Source organism: Parabacteroides sp. APC149_11_2_Y6, from assembly GCF_054506995.1.
Map to the genome: position 1 here is coordinate 4663431 of NZ_CP173709.1, position 18524 is coordinate 4681954.

Here is an 18524-nt window from a genome sequence, read left to right on the forward strand (position 1 = left end):
AAATGGTATTCCCAGATTATATATACTAATGAATTAAAGAAGCGAATAGGCAGGCAGTTCGCCTGCCTATTCCTGCAAGCACCGAACGGAGAAGCCGCACGCCCTGGAGTCCGTGCCCTGGTCCAACGTACCATAATAGTAGAAGTACGCGCTACGGGGCAACATACTACCGGACGGAACCGACGACGACCAGTAATTGCCGCTGGAACCCTGACTGAGGGACGAACCGCCAATGAAGTCCCGAAGACCCGTAGCAGGCAAAACCAAATTAATACCATTACTTCCGGGAATTGTGAGGATACAGTTGTCGGTAGAACCATTGTTACTTCCCTTGCCCACCAATTTACCCCATTCGCCGGAAGTACCGTTACCGCCGGTTGGGATACGCCACCCCTTAGGGCAAGGGTTATTGGGATTGTCACTGCCTTTGGCAAACGTCCAAAGGTCATCCAGATGACCGGAATTTAACCAGTCATCGTCGTTGCTACTGTTTCTTTTGATGAACTTCCCTGCATAAGGAGGCAGCAAACTCTCTTCAGGGCTGGAAGGCCAGCCGGAACCGGTATAAATATCCGTAGCATCATTATTATATGTCAAAGGCATATTACGTCCCCATTGATACAGGTAACCATTACCGGCTACGCCATCTGTCTGAACTGTTTTGGAGATTTGCTTGGCACCGCAATTAACAGGAGCCCAATACAACCCTTCGATTTCCACTGCCGAGTAATAAGGGGCGGAACCGTTTTCTATAGGATAACCCACATAAGAAGCACCACGCCAGATGGTATAGGATTTAACTTCCGTACCCTCTTGCTTGAGCTGTAGCGTTGCTTTATGAAGCTGGTATCCTGCATCGATTCCCTTGGAAGATGTTACCTGGACAGTGTAGGTCTCTTTACGGCGGTTTTCCCCAATTGATTTGCCCGTATAGGTTGTATTGCCCAGCCAGCTATCTCCCCCGTTTAAGCCGGTACAATAAGTCGGGTCATAACTGACTTCCGAAGAGATGCTTTTGGGTTGGGCAAACATACTATAATAAGAGATGGTCAGGGTTTTGCCCGCTGGGGTTACACGGTAGCCCTTTTCGGGGTCGTGCCCGCTATCGTCGGTATATCCTGAAAGGCTTGTCCAGGGTTCCGCTTCAGTAAAACGAACTTTTACTGTTGTTGTCAGACTCTTGGCTCCTTTATTGGTAATTGTCAGCGTCTGTTCCGCAGGCACTGATTCAGGAAAACCGGTCAGGGACGGGATAAGCTGTACTTTATAAGAAAAGGTTTCTTCATCTGTTTCCGTGGTTTCATAGGTCAGCCAGTCGGGACCACTTATCTCGGAACCGCCAAAACATTGCCCGGTAATAGTTATTTCTGGGATTTCGTTGTTTGCCTCTGCATGAAGCGTAACGGCTTCCGGTGATGACAAGGCGGGCTTTTCCAAAGGGATGGAAACCGAAACGGCAGATTCGGTAGCACTTGCACTATCCATAAAGCGCAGAACAGCTTTGGGGTATTCACCCTTATCATAACCCGGCTTCAGGGATACTGTATATTGATAGCCGGATACCGTGGATTTGGTAACAGGGGTTGCGGCGCTTACTTCCAGCCAGTCGCATTGCTGGGCGGCTTGGCTGCCTACATAGCTTTTCTTCAGCTCTGGCTCTTTCGATGCATTTACTTCTACTGTAAAGCTATCGCCATCTGTCAGGGTTTTCATGGTTACCATACGGGCGGCGTCATCATAAGTTATCTTATCTTTTAAGGGGTCGGCTACGGTAACGGTCAGGCTGTAGTCACCTCCGCTTATCTCGGGGTTATAGTCGTCCAAGCTACCGCCTTCGTCCCATTCGGCTACATCCAAAGTGAAGTCCAGGTTGTATTCGTCTGCTTTGGTGATACCGACAGTATACCGGTGGTTGGGGTTGATTTCCAGCTCAACTAAGCCTCCGTCAGCGGTTTGCTGCTTGAAAGGGATTTGATAAGATACCTCTTTTGTCTCTGTTTGGTTTACCCGGTAGCTACCGTTCAGAATCAGGTAGCCCTCATCTTCCAACAGGCTTGGATAACTATAGAAAGCGGATACCTGTAAGCCTGTATTGGCTTTATCGCCCTCAAAAGCACGTGTCGGATAGGTAATAAGTTCGCCGTCTGCTGCCACAGCATTGCCATATACTTTAACCGGGAAGAAAGTAGCCCCTCTCCGTCCGTTCCCCATCGAAATGGATTCCAGATGGAACTTAGAGTCAGCCTCTATATTGCTTATATCGAAGCGAGCCATTGTACGGGTCAGCTTAAAGCCTACCTGCACACGGGCTGAGGAACCGAAGTCTGTCAAATCTATAGGTGTAGTTTGTGCGCCAGTCATTGGGAGGGATACCCCTAATGCCTCTCCGGCATTGGTTAGTAATGGGGAATGGTATTTCTGAAACTGTAGCTCGGTGGGGATACCGTCTGTCAGGAGTCCGGTTTCTATATCGTAAGTAAGTGGAGTGAAATAGGTATCTGCTACCGGGTTGCCATCGACCGGATTCACCAAGTCTGTTTGGTTGGCTATGCAGTAAAGACGGACAAACAAGCCTTTTGGGAGTTCCAACAATGCTGTAGTAGTAGCATTGTCCGCACTTGGTGTAAGGTTGAGTTCTTTCGCTCCTGCCGGAAGTGCCGAGCCGTCCTGCCGGTAGGCAAACCGTTCGCGGAAGGTATACGCATCGCCTTCCGCTTTAGCCCCGAATACATAGACATCGAGTGTTGCGATTTCATTCTCTGCTTCGGTGGCAATGGGAGCATCTGCTTTTGTCTTTGCCTTGGTTGTTTTCACTGTGAGCTTGTTCTTAAAAGAAAGAAGTACCTCACGTTTGTTTGCACTGCCCGTATCTTCTGCGGATGTGCGGTCTGTCTTGTCAGCTTCTGCCGTACAGGAAACAAGCAGCACGGCAGCAAGCAGGTATACGCTTGCCGCAAGTGCCCGTACCGGTCTGATAGAGGGACATAGACCTTGTAGTTTCGTTTTCATCTTCATATATATTGTCGTTTGTGTTTGTTATTACCCTATTTCTTAAACGTATTGAAGAACCAGGTTTACGGATAACGCGGATTAGGCGGATATAAACGGATTTAAAAATTATTCTTATCCGTCCCAATCTGCTCAATCCACGTTATCCGTAAACCTGGTTCTTTGAGGTGTCCGATTCATCCTTGATGACCATTTAATTGAGTGATTTATTATATAAGTACTCTAAAGACTACGTTAAACGGAACAAATATATAAAGATATCACAACATATTAATCGTATAATCCTTTGATTTTTAATGATTAATGCGTATGACAATATGATCAAAAGCCGAGAATATATGATTCTTAACAGCTTTCACGGCACGATATTTTTTATTTTACCCTGATTTAACTTAGTCTTTAGAGAACTTAGTACATCCTTTCAGGAATTCTCCGATGGGAAGGCATTGTATTTTATCTCTTTTGCTTGCAGAAGGGAAGATATGGTCTAAATAGTACAACTAACAAAAAAAGCCGGCACATCCTCCCCTATTATTTAGGAGATGTGCCGGCTTTTAGAAGGGAAATCAATAAGGGGACGTTACCAATGAAGTGAAGTGCCCCTCTATATTTACTTAACCAATTTCAATTCATTAATCAAACGAGGACATTTACCCCATTTATCAATCATATAAAGTACATAACGGATATCTACGCTGATGGTACGCTGCAAATCCGGTTCGAAGGCTATATCACCACTCATCGCTTCCCAGTTTCCGTCGAAAGCAAGACCGATAAGGCGGGCATTCTTATCGAATACCGGACTACCGGAGTTACCGCCGGTAATATCATTGTTGGATAAGAAACAAAGCTGCAAGTCGCCTTTTTCGTTGGCATACTGTCCGAAATCTTTACTACGAAGCAATTCAAGGATTTCGGGTTGTACCCAGAACTCGTCGCTTTCGGGATTTTCTTTCTCGAAGACACCCTTTTGCGTCGTATAATAATCGTACCATGCTGCATCATAAGGACGGTAGCCGCCTACGGAACCATAGCTCAGACGCATGGTGAAGTTTGCATCGGAAGGCAGTGCCTTTTCCGGATACATTTCTTTCAAACCGGCAAAATAGAGACGTTCGCCTTTTTCAATATCATAGTAAGCATCTCCCGTCATTTGTTGCAGTTCGAAGATGGAAATCAGGGCGGACAGGCTTAATTCGGCTGCCGGGTCTTTTTTCAGCTTCGCATACAATTTCGGTTCTTTCAGCATCTTGGCTACGTTGTCGTAGGAAAGGATGCCTGTTTTCTTAAATACGTCGGCAGCATATTTCTCGTAATTACCTTTGTATTTCTTGTCTACTTTTGCGTAGATATCCGGCAAATGTTCGGCAGGAACACGTTCTTTTACGATTTTCATCATGGCTGCCAGCACTTTCTGGTCGAGAGTAGGCTCATAGTCTTTGTAGAAGTCTTTCAGCGGACCTTCCAGAAATTCATCGATTTCTTCAGGTTTGGAGCCTTTCACATCTACGCTCTGTATCATACGTGCCAAGCGAACGATTTCCGCTCCGCTCATAAAGGCTTCGCCCAGATAAGTAGCTATTTTTCTGTATTCGTTGGTCGAGGTATAGCCTTTTTCAAGCAGGCCTAACACTTCACCGTATTTTTCCTGACGCGCCGGGCTTTGTGCCACCCAGGCAGCGAAGTCGGCTTCTTCCTTGCGTTTGCGGTCTACCACATCCAGGTTGGCAAGCCCTTTGTTCATACCGATGGAGTTCTTCCAGTAGTTGGAGCTGCCTGCATATTTAGAGGCATATTTAATACGAACCGCATCGCTGGCAAGCATGGCGTCTTTCCAGATAGCCTGTTTGATACCGCGCACTTCGATACGAGGCTTGTTGCTATCCTCGATACGTTGCTGCACACCCCATGAAGACAAATAGCGGTCTGTGCTTCCCGGGAAACCGATTGTCATAGCGTAATCTTTATCCTTATAGCCCTGCAAAGATACTTCCGCTACATATTTAGGAGTATAGGGCTTGTTATCCTTGCTGTATTCGGCAGGCTGATTGTTTGCATCGGCATACACACGGAATACGGAAAAGTCTCCCGTATGACGCGGCCACATCCAGTTGTCGGTATCACCACCGAACTTACCAACCGAGCTGGGCGGAGCAAATACCATACGGACATCTCTGAATACATCATAAACGATTAGGAAGTATTTGTTATTGTTGTAGAACGGGATGACATCGGCTGCACGGAATTCGTTGTTTCCGATGGAATCGGCAATAACGCGTCCGATAGAGTCGGCTGCCGCCAAACGCTTATGCTCTTCTTTAATGGAACCTATTTCCGAGTTGATACGGTCGCTCACATCTACCGTTTCGCGAAGATAGCGGACTTTCAATCCCGGAACGGGAAGTTCCTCTTCTTTTGTCTGGGAAACGAAACCATTCTTCAAATAGTCGTGTTCCACACTACTCAATTGCTGGATAGAACCGAAGCCACAGTGGTGGTTGGTAAAAATTAAACCTTCATTAGAGACGGTAATACCTGTACATCCGCCGCCGAATATAACCACGGCATTCGCCACACAAGGGTCTGTTTCACTGTAGAGTTGCTCGTAGGAAGGGGTAAATCCCAGTTCTTTCATCCTTTCGAGATTCTGTTTGTTTAATTCCTTCAACACCCACATACCCTCATCGGCATGTACTTGTCCGACAGCTATCAAGCATAGCGCAACTGCCCACAACCTTTTCTTTAAATTCATTCTTTCTCTGATTATTCTATTATTAACTTGATATTCTTCGTTTCTATACGGGCAGCCAACCATTCTTTGATTTTCTTCTGCTCCGCTTCATGCACTCTCGTTTTGCTCTTTAAGTAGACTAACATCACCATGTCCGGTTTAATGCTGTCGGTACTCATTAAATAAGTCCGGGATAAAGAGGCCTCCTGCACGAAGGGGAAAAGGACTTTTATTTCCGGTATCAGTTCTGTGGTCAGGCGGTCATAGCCCTGATAAACATCCAGGTTCCTTTTCAGGGAATCTATCTGGATGGCCTGGTTACGCAAAACTTCCTCGCTGTTTTTATACAGGTCTTTCATCAACAGGCTTTTCAGCTCATTAATATCGGTTTCCTGGCCGAATCCTTGCTGTACGACCAAGGATACATCTTTCAGTCCGTATTTAGGCAACTTGACACGGGCGTTATCAATCATTGTTTCCGGTACATTCTCCCCTATCAGTACAACACGTATTTCCCTTTTATCGCTGGTATCGGTTATCACCTTATTCAATATCTGTGTATTCGGGAAGTTAAGTTCTTCCACCACAAAATGGGAGGCACGCGTATTAAAATAGCTGCTTCGTATCAAGTTATAACTTAAAAAGATACTGGGTACTATCGTGAAGAATACAATTATACCGACATACCGGCTTACAATCTTTTCCCTTTGTTTATCCAGGAATACCTTCTTCGGATATTTCAGCACACGAACCACCAGATAGGTAGCCAGACTGATAAATACGGAATTGATAAAGAACAGGTAAAGCGCTCCGAAGAAATAATACATATTCCCGCTTGCCAAACCGAAACCTGCCGTACAAAGAGGAGGCATCAATGCGGTTGCGATTGCCACACCCGGAATAACGTTTCCCTTGCTCTTTGTCGAACTGGCTACAATTCCCGCCAATCCGCCGAAGAAAGCAATCAGGACATCATATACCGTAGGCTGTGTACGGGCAAGAAGTTCGCTCTGTGCCTCACTAATGGGAGAAATCAAAAAGAAAAGAGTGGAAGTAATAATACTGAAAACCGTTGCAGTTGCGAAATTACGGAAGGAGCGCTTAATCAAATCAAAATCAAATATTCCCAGCCCCAGGCCGAAACCCATAATCGGCCCCATCAAAGGAGAAATAAGCATGGCACCGATAATCACCGCAGTCGAATTGGTATTCAATCCCAGAGAGGCAACAAACGTTGCAAAAATGAGAACCCAAAGGTTCGTACCTTTAAATTCAATCCCTTTCTTTATGGATTCGATCGTTTCAAGTTCATCTTCTTTCTCTTGGCGAACATCAAAATTACGAACGAAGAAATCTTTGATTTGCTTGTGCAGCAACCCGTTTTCCATCTTAACTTCTCTATTTAATAATACCTGTTTCTAAGGCTTTACGCATCCATTGTCTAAACTGCACAAAGATAGAAATAGTATTGCGAAATAAAAAATTAGAATCGCCAATGAAATATTCTCCCGACAACTCCCATGATGATTGAAATTCGCTATCTTTGCTCAAATTCAAACTCAACTGCTGTAAAAAATTATGAATAACAAAAATAGCTGCTTTATCATATTTGCAATTTTCTTACTGCCTTCTTTTGCCGTTATTGCTAATGCAACTACAAAAGATTCGCTCCAAATTGCATTAAAAGCAGCGACCTCCATCTCTGCCAAACTGGAGACATTAACAAACCTGATGGACCTGTCCCGGCAGGAAGAACAAATAGATTACGCCAAACAATTATACCACGAAGCATTAAAGCAAAACAACGATTATTATAAAGAAGCGGCTTTAACCGAAATCCTGCGATATTATGTAAACAAAGATATTAAAGATAGCGCCAACGTTTACCTCAGCAAAGCAGAACAGGACTTAAAAGGCAAAAACAGGGATTTCCTTATCACTTACATGAAAACAATCATGGATACCCGTGTGATGTATTATACACAGGGAGAAGACAGGAAACGTATTATTGAAAACTATCAGATTAAGCTGGAAACCGGAAAGGATTTATCCGCTCTCGAAAAAATGTCTATCAATTACCTGCTCGGTATGGTTTATACCAATTATGTCGAGCCGGGAAAAGAGAAAGAATACTATGAAAAAGCCTGCCGGTTCTTTAATAATCTGATTGACTTATCAGACAATATCCCATTGGAACATTCTTACCTGTTCCGTTTAAACCCGTTCAATATCCTTTCTCTAATGAGTCCCGATGCAAAAACACAGGCTGAATATGCACTCCGGTATTTAAATATGCAAAAAGAATATGCAGCCACAAAAGAAATGAAAAAGCGCCCCTATGTTTCCAAAAGGCATTTGCTGAATGCATATTCCGTATTAGCGCTTTCAGCTCCGGTACTGGGTTCGGACATCGCAACCACCTACTATCGCACATTTATGGACCTGAATAAAAATTATCCGGAAGATGCGGCTTTCTCCAAAGAATACGACCGCTATTTCACTTCACTCAACTATTATAAGTCCATACGTAAATTCAAGGAAGCGGCAGATTATTGCGATTCAGTAATTTATTACTTCCGCAATAATGACCTGAATCATGACCTTACGGATAATATAGTCCTCACCCTGAAAGAGAAAACAGACTTTCTGGATAGTGTCCAAATGTATAAAGAAGCGCTTTATACCCATAAAGAATATGCGGCTTTATTGGATTCTGTCCGTCTCAAAAACATGGACAACCGGGTGGAAGACCTTGAAATAAAAAAGAATGTAGACCAGTTGGTTATCGAGAAAAAGGCTTTGGAACTGGATTTGCATAAAAGCCGTGCACAGCTATACTTTTTCCTGGCGTTGTTTATTCTTGCCGTTTGTGCAGCTATCTATGTATTCTTCCGTCTCGACAAAATCAAGACGCTCTATAAAAAGCTACAGGAGTCGAACCGGCAGGTTTTAATCGCCAGCGAAAAAGCGCAGGAAAGCGAACGGATGAAGAATGCTTTTATCAAAAATATATGCCATGAAGTCCGTACCCCGTTAAATGCAATCAATGGATTTGCCGAATTAATCACGGATGAAGACCTCGATAGCGAAGAAAAGCAGGAATTCAGTAAGATTATAAATACAAACTGTACGCTTATCACTTCCATGATGAATGATATCCTGATAATAGCCCGGCTGGATAGCAGTAGCGAAGAGCTTCCTCTCGAACCGGCTCATATCAGACAACTCTGCCGCCACGAACTGGACCAGTTGATGCTTATACAGAAAAAAGAAGGTATCACCTACAAGCTGGAAGGAGACGAGAACCGGGATTTGATTTACACAAACCCGACTTATTTCAACCAGATTATCTCGCATCTACTGGACAATGCCAATAAATTCACCGAACAAGGAGAGATAACTTTAGCTTATTATCCAGATGAGAATAAAAATTTTATGCATATAACCGTAACAGATACAGGCTGCGGTATCCCGGCAGAAAAAGCGGAATGGGTATTCGACCGTTTTACCAAGAATGATGATTTCAGCCAGGGAACCGGATTGGGGCTTTACCTCTGCCGCATTATTGCAGGACGGTTAAACGGAAACATCTTTGTGGATACAACATACACAACCGGAGCTCGTTTCATACTGATGCTTCCTATTCAGCCACCAGCATAAGTTCAGGATTTCCTGAACTTCTTTCCGATATAAGGCAGTTCGCTCAGCGGCAAATCTTTCCAAATAACAATGCCTACAAATACGACTAAAAGGGCTGTACGGTAAGATAATCTCAGGACTTCGGATTCTATATCCGGCAGTATACCTGCAAAATAGAACAATACGGCCAAAACGCCATAGAACAAGGCAGACTTCATATCATATTGTATCGGGAACTTCTTTTGCCCGATAACATAAGACAATATCATCATTAACAGATTACTTGCAAAAGAAGCCCAAGCACATGCCATATAACCGTAAACCGGAGCCAATAAGACGATAATCAGAATGGTTACCACGCATCCTATTGTGGAGAAATAAGCCCCCCACTGTGTCTGGTCTATCAACTTATACCAGAAAGACAGGTTAAAATAAATCCCGAAAAAGAATTCACCCATCATCACAATCGGCACCACACGGAGTCCCGGATAATATTCTGCTGCCACGAAATATTTAATAATATCGAGATAGAACATGACTCCCAAGAATATCAACAGCGAAAAGATAATAAAGTATTTCATCGCTTCCGAATACGCTCTTGTATTATCCTCACTCTTGTTTTTGGCAAAAATAAACGGTTCGTAAGCGTAACGGAAAGCTTGTATAAACATCACCATCACAACTGCGACCTTGAAACAGGCACCATAAATACCTAACTGGGTGGTTGCATACTCTTTATCATCAAACAAAAACGGGAATACGATTTTATCTGCCGTCTGGTTAAAAATACCGGCAAGTCCCAATATCAAGATGGGAAAAGAGTATTTCAACATTTGCTTGAGAAGTACTAAGCTGACTTTCTCACGAAGTCCCGGAATCATATCAGGAATTAACAGCAGGAAGGTTACCGCCGTTGTAATCACATTGGCAATAAAAATATAACCGACCTGATACCCCGGCACATAAAACCAGCTAACCAAGCCAGGCACGTGTTCGTACAACCAAGGAGATACGACCAAGAAGAATATGACAAGTATAATATTAAGGAATATATTCAGCAGCTTAATCGAAGCAAAGCGAACAGCCCTTCCCTGGTATCTCAGGAAAGCAAAAGGGATACAACAAAATGCGTCCACAGCCACAATCCCTGCCATCATTCCGATATATTCAGGATGAGAGCCATAATCTATCAAAGAACTGATAGGTTTCAAGGCACTAAACACCAGAACCATAAACATGACGGATGTGAAAGCAAGGCTGAACAACGTTGTAGCATATACCCGCATAGGAACAGTTATCTCCTTTTTATTCATAAAACGGAAGAATCCTGTTTCCATTCCGTAAGTCAGAATCACCATCAATAAAGCGGTCCAGGCATATAAATTCGTTACAACACCAAAGTCACTTTCTGTTGCCAGCACACGTGTATACAGCGGTACCAACATCCAGTTCAGGAATTTTCCGATAATGCTGCTGAGACCGTAAATTGCGGTCTCACCTGCGAGCCGCTTCATTCCTCCTGCCATAATTTTCAATCAAATAAAAAACCTTGTTCACTTCCTTTTTGACGCCCGAGGTGTGTATAAGCCAATTCTGTCACTTCGCGTCCGCGGGGGGTACGTTTGATAAAGCCTTCTTTTATAAGGAAAGGCTCATAAACTTCTTCCAGTGTTCCGGGGTCTTCACCCAAAGCCGTAGCAATGGTAGTAAGCCCGACAGGACCACCGTTAAACTTATCTATAATCGTTGTTAGTAATTTATTATCGATCTGATCCAGACCATACCGGTCAATATTCAAAGCCTCCAGTGCATAACAAGCAATTGCTTTATCTATATCGCCGGAACCTTTTACCTGGGCAAAGTCGCGGACACGTCGTAACAAGGCATTGGCAATACGCGGAGTCCCACGGCTACGTGAAGCGATTTCACGAGCGGCGCTCAATTCACATTTCACATTTAAAATATCAGCACTGCGGAGAACGATTTTAGTTAACGTTTCCATCTCATAATATTCCAGATGCAGATTAATGCCGAAACGTGCACGAAGAGGGCTTGTCAATAACCCACTACGGGTTGTTGCTCCCACCAAAGTAAAAGGAGCCAGATCTATCTGGATGGAACGGGCACTCGGCCCTTTATCAATCATGATATCAATCCGGTAATCTTCCATGGCGGAATAGAGATATTCTTCGACAATCGGGCTTAGACGGTGGATTTCATCGATAAACAACACATCATTCTTTTCCAGCGAGGTCAATACACCTGCCAAATCTCCGGGTTTATCGAGGACAGGTCCCGAAGTCACCTTAAATCCCACGCTCAACTCATTTGCTATAATATTCGACAAGGTCGTTTTACCTAACCCGGGAGGCCCGTGCAACAAAACATGGTCCAATGCCTCTTTACGCATTCGGGCTGCCATAACGAACACTTTCAGGTTCTCTACCACCTTTGCCTGTCCGCTAAAATCCCGGAAAGAAAGAGGGCGTAAAGCATTTTCATACTCCCGTTCGCTTTCAGGCATTTTTGCATCTCTTATATCGAAATCGTCTTCCATCATATTTTTTTGCATTGACTTGCAAACTTACATAAAATACCCTGTACTTTATATCTGCTAAATAAAAAAGAAGCCCTTTTCCCTTTCATCTCCTCTCTCCCATCCTAAAAAAGCAGATTTTATCATATGTATATTTCTCTAAACCATAAAAATACAATTTTCTTGCCAGTATTTGTATTTTTTTTGTATATACAACTTAGTTTATAAAATAATTAATTATATTTGCGACATATAATATACAAGAATAATAATTAACTCCTGTAAATATTATAGTATTTAAAAATATTGTTAGCTTTAAAATAAAAATCCAATATCCATAACTATACAGAATACCAATTATTTAGGGTTACCTGTAAGTGCAATGGATACAAAAAAAGAGAATATGACAAAGATCAATCGTCGATTTTTTTTAAAGAAAGCTGCTTTAACAAGCTCCACCGTATTAGCAGCACCATCAATTATCAGTGCATCAAATTCCGGAATACCTGATGATGCATCCGAGACAATGGACAAAAATACAGGAAACTTAATTATACCAAAGAATAACGGATTAAAAATTACCGGAACATTTCTGGATGAAATATCACACGACATACCTCACCAGAATTGGGGAGTAAAGGAATGGGACCAGGATTTCCGCCACATGAAAAATATCGGTATCGACACTGTTATCATGATACGGTCGGGATACCGGAAATTTATCACCTACCCTTCCGAATACTTATTAAAGAAAGGATGCTACATGCCATCCGTTGATTTACTGGACATGTATCTCCGCCTGGCTGATAAATATAATATGAAATTCTACTTCGGCCTGTATGATTCCGGCTATTATTGGGATACAGGAGATATGCGCCATGAAGTGGAAGATAATAAATACGTAATAGATGAAGTCTGGGAAAAATATGGACAGCATCATAAAAGCTTCGGCGGATGGTATATCAGTGGAGAAATCAGCCGGGCAACGAAAGGGGCAATCAGTGCATTCCACTCCATCGGCAAACAATGCAAAGATGTATCCGGAGGATTGCCTACATTTATTTCTCCATGGATTGACGGAAAAAAAGCGGTTGCCGCCAGTGGCTCTACACTGACAAAAGCAGATGCGGTTTCTATCCAGCAACATGAAAAAGAATGGGACGAGATTTTTGACGGTATCCATGATGTAGTAGATGCCTGTGCTTTTCAGGACGGACATATCGATTATGATGAGTTAGATGCTTTTTTCACGGTTAATAAAAAACTGGCTGATAAATACGGAATGAAATGCTGGACAAATGCAGAAACATTCGACCGTGACATGCCCATCAAATTCCTGCCTATTAAATTCGATAAACTCAGAATGAAACTTGAAGCTGCCAAACGGGCCGGCTATGATAAAGCCATCACATTCGAATTTTCTCATTTCATGAGTCCACAATCTGCTTATCTACAGGCAGGAAACTTATATAACAGATATAAAGAATATTTTGATATTAAATAAAGTCCAATGGAATCAAAAACAAATATCAACTATATCGTATTCCTATCTTTTGTCGCGGCATTGGGTGGATTCCTCTTTGGCTACGACACGTCTGTAATTTCCGGAACGATTGCAATGGTATCCGGTCTTTTCTCTTTGGATGTCATGCAAACGGGATGGTATGTAGGATGTGCACTGATCGGTTCCATTATTGGTGTAGCTTTTGCCGGTATCCTCAGCGACAAGTTCGGAAGGAAGAAGACAATGCTAATCTCGGCAGTTCTGTTCACAGCATCAGCTATCGGTTGTGCATTTTCTACCGATTTCAATCAATTGGTAATCTATCGTATTATCGGTGGGATTGGAATAGGCGTCGTATCCATTATTTCACCACTGTATATCTCGGAGGTTTCCATAGCTGAATATCGCGGACGCCTGGTTTCATTATATCAATTGGCAGTAACCGCCGGTTTTCTCGGAGCCTATCTGGTCAACTATCTATTATTAATAAATAAGGAACAGGGAGGCGAATTTGCAAGTTTGCTGATGAACAAAGTATTTATATCGGAAGTATGGCGCGGAATGCTTGGAGTAGAAGCTATACCAGCCCTATTATTTTTTATCATTATCTTTTTTATCCCAGAGAGTCCACGCTGGTTGATTTTAAAAAAGAAAAAGTTGGAAGCCACTAAGATTCTGAACCGGATTTATGAATCACCACAAGAAACAATCAACCAATTAAACAGTACGGAAGCTGTTATTCTATCCGAAACAAAGTCGAATTGGAAGATGTTGTCAAGCCCGAAAGTTCTGAGAATTGTAATAATCGGAGCAGCTATTGCCATCCTCGGACAGTTTATGGGCGTCAATGCCGTACTCTATTATGGACCTTCCATATTCGAAAAAAGCGGATTGTCAGGAGGCGATTCCCTCTTCTATCAGATTTTAATCGGAGTCGTTAATATTCTGACCACCGTATTAGCGCTGTTGATTATAGACAAGGTAGGACGTAAAACTTTGGTTTACTTTGGCGTATCGGGAATGATGCTTTCGCTCGTACTAATCGGTTTCTACTTCATGTACGGTGAAGCACTCGGACTTCCTAATGTAATACTATTAATATTCTTCCTGTTCTATATTTTCTGTTGTGCGGGTTCCATATCAGCAGTGATTTTTGTTTTCCTTTCAGAAATGTATCCGATGAAAATCAGAGGAATGGCGATGTCGATTGCAGGATTCTCACTATGGGTCGGGACTTACCTGATTGGGCAACTTACCCCCTGGATGTTGCAAACACTTACTCCATCAGGCACATTCTTCCTGTTTGCTGTAATGTGTATTCCTTATATGTTAATTGTTTGGAAGTTAATGCCGGAGACTGCCGGAAAATCATTAGAGGAGATCGAACGATACTGGATGGAGAAATAGTCTGACAGATAATAGATTCTCAATTATTATATATATCAATCTAATCAGGTTTTGTATTTCCGGTCTTCGGAAATACAAAGTCCAGAAACTCTACATTCTACTTTACAAGGATATACAGACAAATTTGTTAAACATAAATATTAATGCCTATGAGAAATCCATTCTTTTCAATACAAGTTATTACTTAAAATAACGGAAATACCACATTTACAGTCGAAGGCCTCTGTTGCCCTAGTAGTTTCATACCTTGGAACTTTTTGTTTCACCCTTTGAAACTCCGAGTTTCATCCCATAGAAACTTTTTGAAACACACTGTATCCGTTTGACAGATACGGGAGTCTCCGGATAAAGACCGGTTTATTAGAATGACAAACTAGCATTGAATTATAAAATTACCGTGTAGGATTTATTAAACTTTACTATTATAAGAATATGAAAACACCTAACAAGCTACTTAAAAGGATACGAAACATCTGCTTATTGATACTCATTCCTTGTAGCCTAATTGCTCAAAACATTAAAGAAATAACGGGAGCCGTTTTTGACGAAGATGGAGCCACACCCGTTATTGGGGCCAATATCATGATTAAGGGGACTACGGTAGGTACCGTCACCGATCTCGATGGAGTATTCAAACTGAATGCCAAATCCACGGATATATTAGTAGTCTCTTACATTGGTTATGAAGCACAGGAAGTCCCGGTTAAAAACAGTACCCAATTGAAAATCGTATTAAAGGCTGATGCCGAATTACTGGAAGAAGTCGTTATTACCGCCTGGGGTAAGGAAAAGAAGAAAACGGTTGTAGGTTCGGTTTCAACAATCAGGCCTGAAGAGTTAAAAGGTCCGAGTAGCAACCTGACAACCATGCTCTCCGGCCGTGTTGCGGGCCTTATCAGTTATCAAACTACCGGAGAACCGGGACGAGACAACGCGCAATTTTTTATCCGTGGTGTCGGTTCATTCGGTACAGGAAAAGTAGATCCTTTGATTTTAATTAACGGGATCGAATCGACCACTACAGAATTGGCAAGAATACAGCCCGATGATATCGAAGGATTCTCTATCCTGAAAGATGCAACCGCAACCTCTATGTATGGTAGCCGCGGAGCAAACGGCGTTATTTTGATTTCTACCAAAAGCGGTATCGTTGGGAAAACAAAATTCAATGTACGTTATGAAACATCATTGTCTACAAATGCCAAAGACTTCAATCTTGCGGACAATATCAGTTATATGGAATTAGCCAATGAGGCTTCTTTAACCAGAGGCGGACAGCGCATCTATGACTACGATAAAATAGAGAAAACCAAACAAGGCGCAAATCCTTTATTATACCCCAATAATAACTGGCGTGAAATTATGATACGCGACCATAGTATCAATCACCGGGTCAATATGAATGTGTCTGGTGGTGGAGATATTGCCAAGTATTATTTATCGGCATCTTACCGCCATGATAACGGTATGTTGAAAACCCATGATACGAACGACTTCAACTCAAACGTAACAAGTTCGAGCCTGGAAATAAGGTCTAACATCGATATTTCATTAACCAAGAGTACAAAAGCGTCTGTCAGGATTAATGGACTTTTTGATTCATTGAACGGCCCGTCCGTAGGTTCAGGAAGTGATGTTTTCAAAAGTATGCTGAAAGCCAACCCGGTGATGTTTCCGGCTATTTATCCGCAATCCTACCGCTCCTGGATTAGCCATCCCCTGTTCGGTAATGCTCATATGAGTGGAAATTCCCAGTCAGAAAGTGATCTTTACTATAATCCTTATGCCTCTTCACTCTCCGGATATAGTGAAGAGAATACAGCCAACTTCACTGCTCAATTTGAGTTAAGTCAAGATTTTGATTTCATCCTTCCAGGGTTGAAGGCACGTCTGATGGCATACACCAAACGAAGCACTAAAAGTTCTCTATCCAGGTCTATCGCTCCTTTTTATTATATGGGAGTAGAAGACAGTGAAAATAAAGGGCAAATAAAAGAGGTTGTTCCTTTAAATGAAACAACAGGACGTGATTACCTGAATTACAGTGAAGGAGGAAAAGAAGTCTGGAACGAGGACTGGATCGAAGGCTCACTAGTATATGACCATACATTCAACGATCTCCATAGCGTAGGCGGTACATTAATCTATTACATTCGTGAAAAGAAACTTTCCAATGCAGGCGGTCTGGAACGTTCTCTTCCTCAACGAAATGTCAGTTTATCCGGCCGTCTAACTTATGGGTATGACAACCGTTATTTGGCGGAATTCAACTTTGGTTACAACGCCTCCGAAAGATTTGATAAAAATCACAGATGGGGTTTCTTTCCGTCTGCAGGTATCGCTTGGAATATAGGAAATGAAGCATTTTTAAAAGAAGTCTCCTTCCTTGATAAATTAAAAGTCCGTTATTCTTATGGTCTTGTTGGTAATGATGAACTTACGAACTGGTTTGATTATGGAGAAGAGCGTTTCTTTTACTTAAACATGATGAATATGAATTCTGGCACAATACAATTTGGAACAGACTATGGCAAAACATTCCAGACTGTTGCAATATCTCGCTATGCTAATCCTGATATCACGTGGGAAAAAGCTTATAAATCCAATCTGGCATGGGAAATCGGATTATTCAATGCATTGAATATTGAATTTGATATCTTCAACGATCGTCGTACAAATATTTTATTGAATAGAAATGATATCCCATCATCGATGGGATTACGTACTGCAGTACGTAATCCCATCATCGATGGGATTACGTACTGCAGTACGTGCCAATATCGGAGAGTTGAAGTCCCACGGATATGAACTTTCCGTTGACTTCAATAAATCTTTCACAAAAGATCTCTGGGCAAGTATCAGAGGGACATTTACTTTCGCCCGAAATAAAACTTCAGTATATGAAGAACCTAACTATCCTTCAGAAACAAGCTATAGATCCAAAATCGGATACCCATGGAATACAATATGGGGATTAGTAGCCGAACGACTCTTCATAGATGAGGAAGACGTTCACAATTCCCCAACACAGTTCGGCGACTATATGGCAGGTGATATCAAATACCGAGACATTAATGATGATGGAATTATAAATGACAATGATTTGGTACCTATGGGATATCCTACAGAACCTGAAATCAATTATGGTTTCGGATTCTCCATGGGATATAAAGATTTTGATTTAAGCGCTTTCTTTTCCGGTATCGCACGAACCTCTTTTATGATTGAGTCAGCTAACATCACTCCTTTTATAAAAGCAAATGGTAAGGAAAACGGTTTGTTAGATGTTGTAGCAAAGGACCATTGGTCTGAAGAAAATCGCAATCCTTATGCGTTTTTCCCTCGCCTTTCAACAGAACAAATAACAAACAACAACAGAAATTCAACCTGGTGGCTTCGTGACGGCTCGTTCTTGAAACTCAGCACACTTGAATTCGGATATCAACCTAAGGGCAGGTGGGTCAAACAAAAACTTAAAATAGAAGGTTTCAGACTTTATGCCAGTGGCTCCAACCTATTCAAAATAAGCAAGTTTAAAATGTGGGATCCGGAAATGAAAGGAAATGGAATGGGATACCCCCTTCAAAGGACATTCAACCTCGGACTTCAGCTAAGCTTCTAATTTAAAAATATACTGAAATGAATATCACTAAATTAAATATCACAAAGAACTTAAAAAATTGTTTTAAGATCACATT

The 18524-nt window shown here is 42.1% G+C and carries 10 protein-coding genes; 5 read left to right on the top strand and 5 right to left on the bottom strand.

The features are described from left to right. Positions 1-66: 66 nt before the first annotated feature. The 3 genes from ACGE0T_RS19160 to ACGE0T_RS19170 form a co-directional block, all read right to left on the bottom strand. Positions 67-3009, bottom strand: a complete 2943-nt coding sequence (locus ACGE0T_RS19160; protein WP_459188171.1) for a fibrobacter succinogenes major paralogous domain-containing protein — start codon at positions 3007-3009, stop codon at positions 67-69. 610 nt (positions 3010-3619) lie between these two features. Continuing rightward, positions 3620-5761 carry a S46 family peptidase gene (locus tag ACGE0T_RS19165; RefSeq protein WP_459188172.1) on the bottom strand — a complete coding sequence of 714 codons (2142 nt, stop codon included), beginning with the start codon at positions 5759-5761 and terminating at the stop codon, positions 3620-3622. Between the two features lie 11 nt (positions 5762-5772). Continuing rightward, positions 5773-7128: a TIGR00341 family protein gene (locus ACGE0T_RS19170; RefSeq protein ID WP_459188173.1), complete on the bottom strand. Its 1356-nt coding sequence runs from the start codon at positions 7126-7128 to the stop codon at positions 5773-5775. Positions 7129-7318: 190 nt separating this feature from the next. Here ACGE0T_RS19170 and ACGE0T_RS19175 point away from each other — a divergent pair, with 190 nt between their 5' ends. After that, positions 7319-9400 carry a sensor histidine kinase gene (locus ACGE0T_RS19175; RefSeq protein ID WP_459188174.1) on the top strand — a complete coding sequence of 694 codons (2082 nt, stop codon included), beginning with the start codon at positions 7319-7321 and terminating at the stop codon, positions 9398-9400. A 2-nt stretch (positions 9401-9402) separates the two neighbouring features. Here the strand turns inward: ACGE0T_RS19175 and ACGE0T_RS19180 are convergent, their stop codons facing one another. Continuing rightward, positions 9403-10905, bottom strand: a complete 1503-nt coding sequence (locus ACGE0T_RS19180) for an oligosaccharide flippase family protein (protein WP_459188175.1) — start codon at positions 10903-10905, stop codon at positions 9403-9405. Between the two features lie 5 nt (positions 10906-10910). Further along, on the bottom strand, positions 10911-11936 hold the full coding sequence (gene ruvB, locus ACGE0T_RS19185; RefSeq protein WP_459190516.1) for a Holliday junction branch migration DNA helicase RuvB: 1026 nt from the start codon (positions 11934-11936) through the stop codon (positions 10911-10913). 382 nt (positions 11937-12318) lie between these two features. Between ruvB and ACGE0T_RS19190 the strand changes: the two genes are divergently transcribed. The 4 genes from ACGE0T_RS19190 to ACGE0T_RS19205 all read left to right on the top strand — a co-directional run bounded on the left by ACGE0T_RS19190 (position 12319) and on the right by ACGE0T_RS19205 (position 18448). Beyond that, positions 12319-13419: a DUF4434 domain-containing protein gene (locus ACGE0T_RS19190; protein ID WP_459188176.1), complete on the top strand. Its 1101-nt coding sequence runs from the start codon at positions 12319-12321 to the stop codon at positions 13417-13419. Positions 13420-13425: 6 nt separating this feature from the next. Beyond that, on the top strand, positions 13426-14826 hold the full coding sequence (locus ACGE0T_RS19195) for a sugar porter family MFS transporter (protein WP_459188177.1): 1401 nt from the start codon (positions 13426-13428) through the stop codon (positions 14824-14826). A gap of 432 nt (positions 14827-15258) precedes the next feature. Next, positions 15259-17634, top strand: coding sequence for a SusC/RagA family TonB-linked outer membrane protein (locus tag ACGE0T_RS19200; protein WP_459188178.1), 2376 nt, complete (start codon positions 15259-15261; stop codon positions 17632-17634). After that, complete coding sequence (locus ACGE0T_RS19205; protein ID WP_459188179.1) at positions 17576-18448, top strand: hypothetical protein; 873 nt, start codon at positions 17576-17578, stop codon at positions 18446-18448. The genes ACGE0T_RS19200 and ACGE0T_RS19205 overlap by 59 nt, the downstream gene beginning before the upstream one ends. The last annotated feature ends 76 nt before the right edge of the window (positions 18449-18524 follow it).

Bases quoted from the DNA above. Each gene is read 5' to 3' on its own strand.
- ACGE0T_RS19160 (WP_459188171.1), bottom strand. From the start codon at position 3,009: ATGAAAACGAAACTACAAGGTCTATGTCCCTCTATCAGACCGGTACGG.
- ACGE0T_RS19165 (WP_459188172.1), bottom strand. From the start codon at position 5,761: ATGAATTTAAAGAAAAGGTTGTGGGCAGTTGCGCTATGCTTGATAGCT.
- ACGE0T_RS19170 (WP_459188173.1), bottom strand. From the start codon at position 7,128: ATGGAAAACGGGTTGCTGCACAAGCAAATCAAAGATTTCTTCGTTCGT.
- ACGE0T_RS19175 (WP_459188174.1), top strand. From the start codon at position 7,319: ATGAATAACAAAAATAGCTGCTTTATCATATTTGCAATTTTCTTACTG.
- ACGE0T_RS19180 (WP_459188175.1), bottom strand. From the start codon at position 10,905: ATGGCAGGAGGAATGAAGCGGCTCGCAGGTGAGACCGCAATTTACGGT.
- ruvB (WP_459190516.1), bottom strand. From the start codon at position 11,936: ATGGAAGACGATTTCGATATAAGAGATGCAAAAATGCCTGAAAGCGAA.
- ACGE0T_RS19190 (WP_459188176.1), top strand. From the start codon at position 12,319: ATGACAAAGATCAATCGTCGATTTTTTTTAAAGAAAGCTGCTTTAACA.
- ACGE0T_RS19195 (WP_459188177.1), top strand. From the start codon at position 13,426: ATGGAATCAAAAACAAATATCAACTATATCGTATTCCTATCTTTTGTC.
- ACGE0T_RS19200 (WP_459188178.1), top strand. From the start codon at position 15,259: ATGAAAACACCTAACAAGCTACTTAAAAGGATACGAAACATCTGCTTA.
- ACGE0T_RS19205 (WP_459188179.1), top strand. From the start codon at position 17,576: ATGGGATTACGTACTGCAGTACGTGCCAATATCGGAGAGTTGAAGTCC.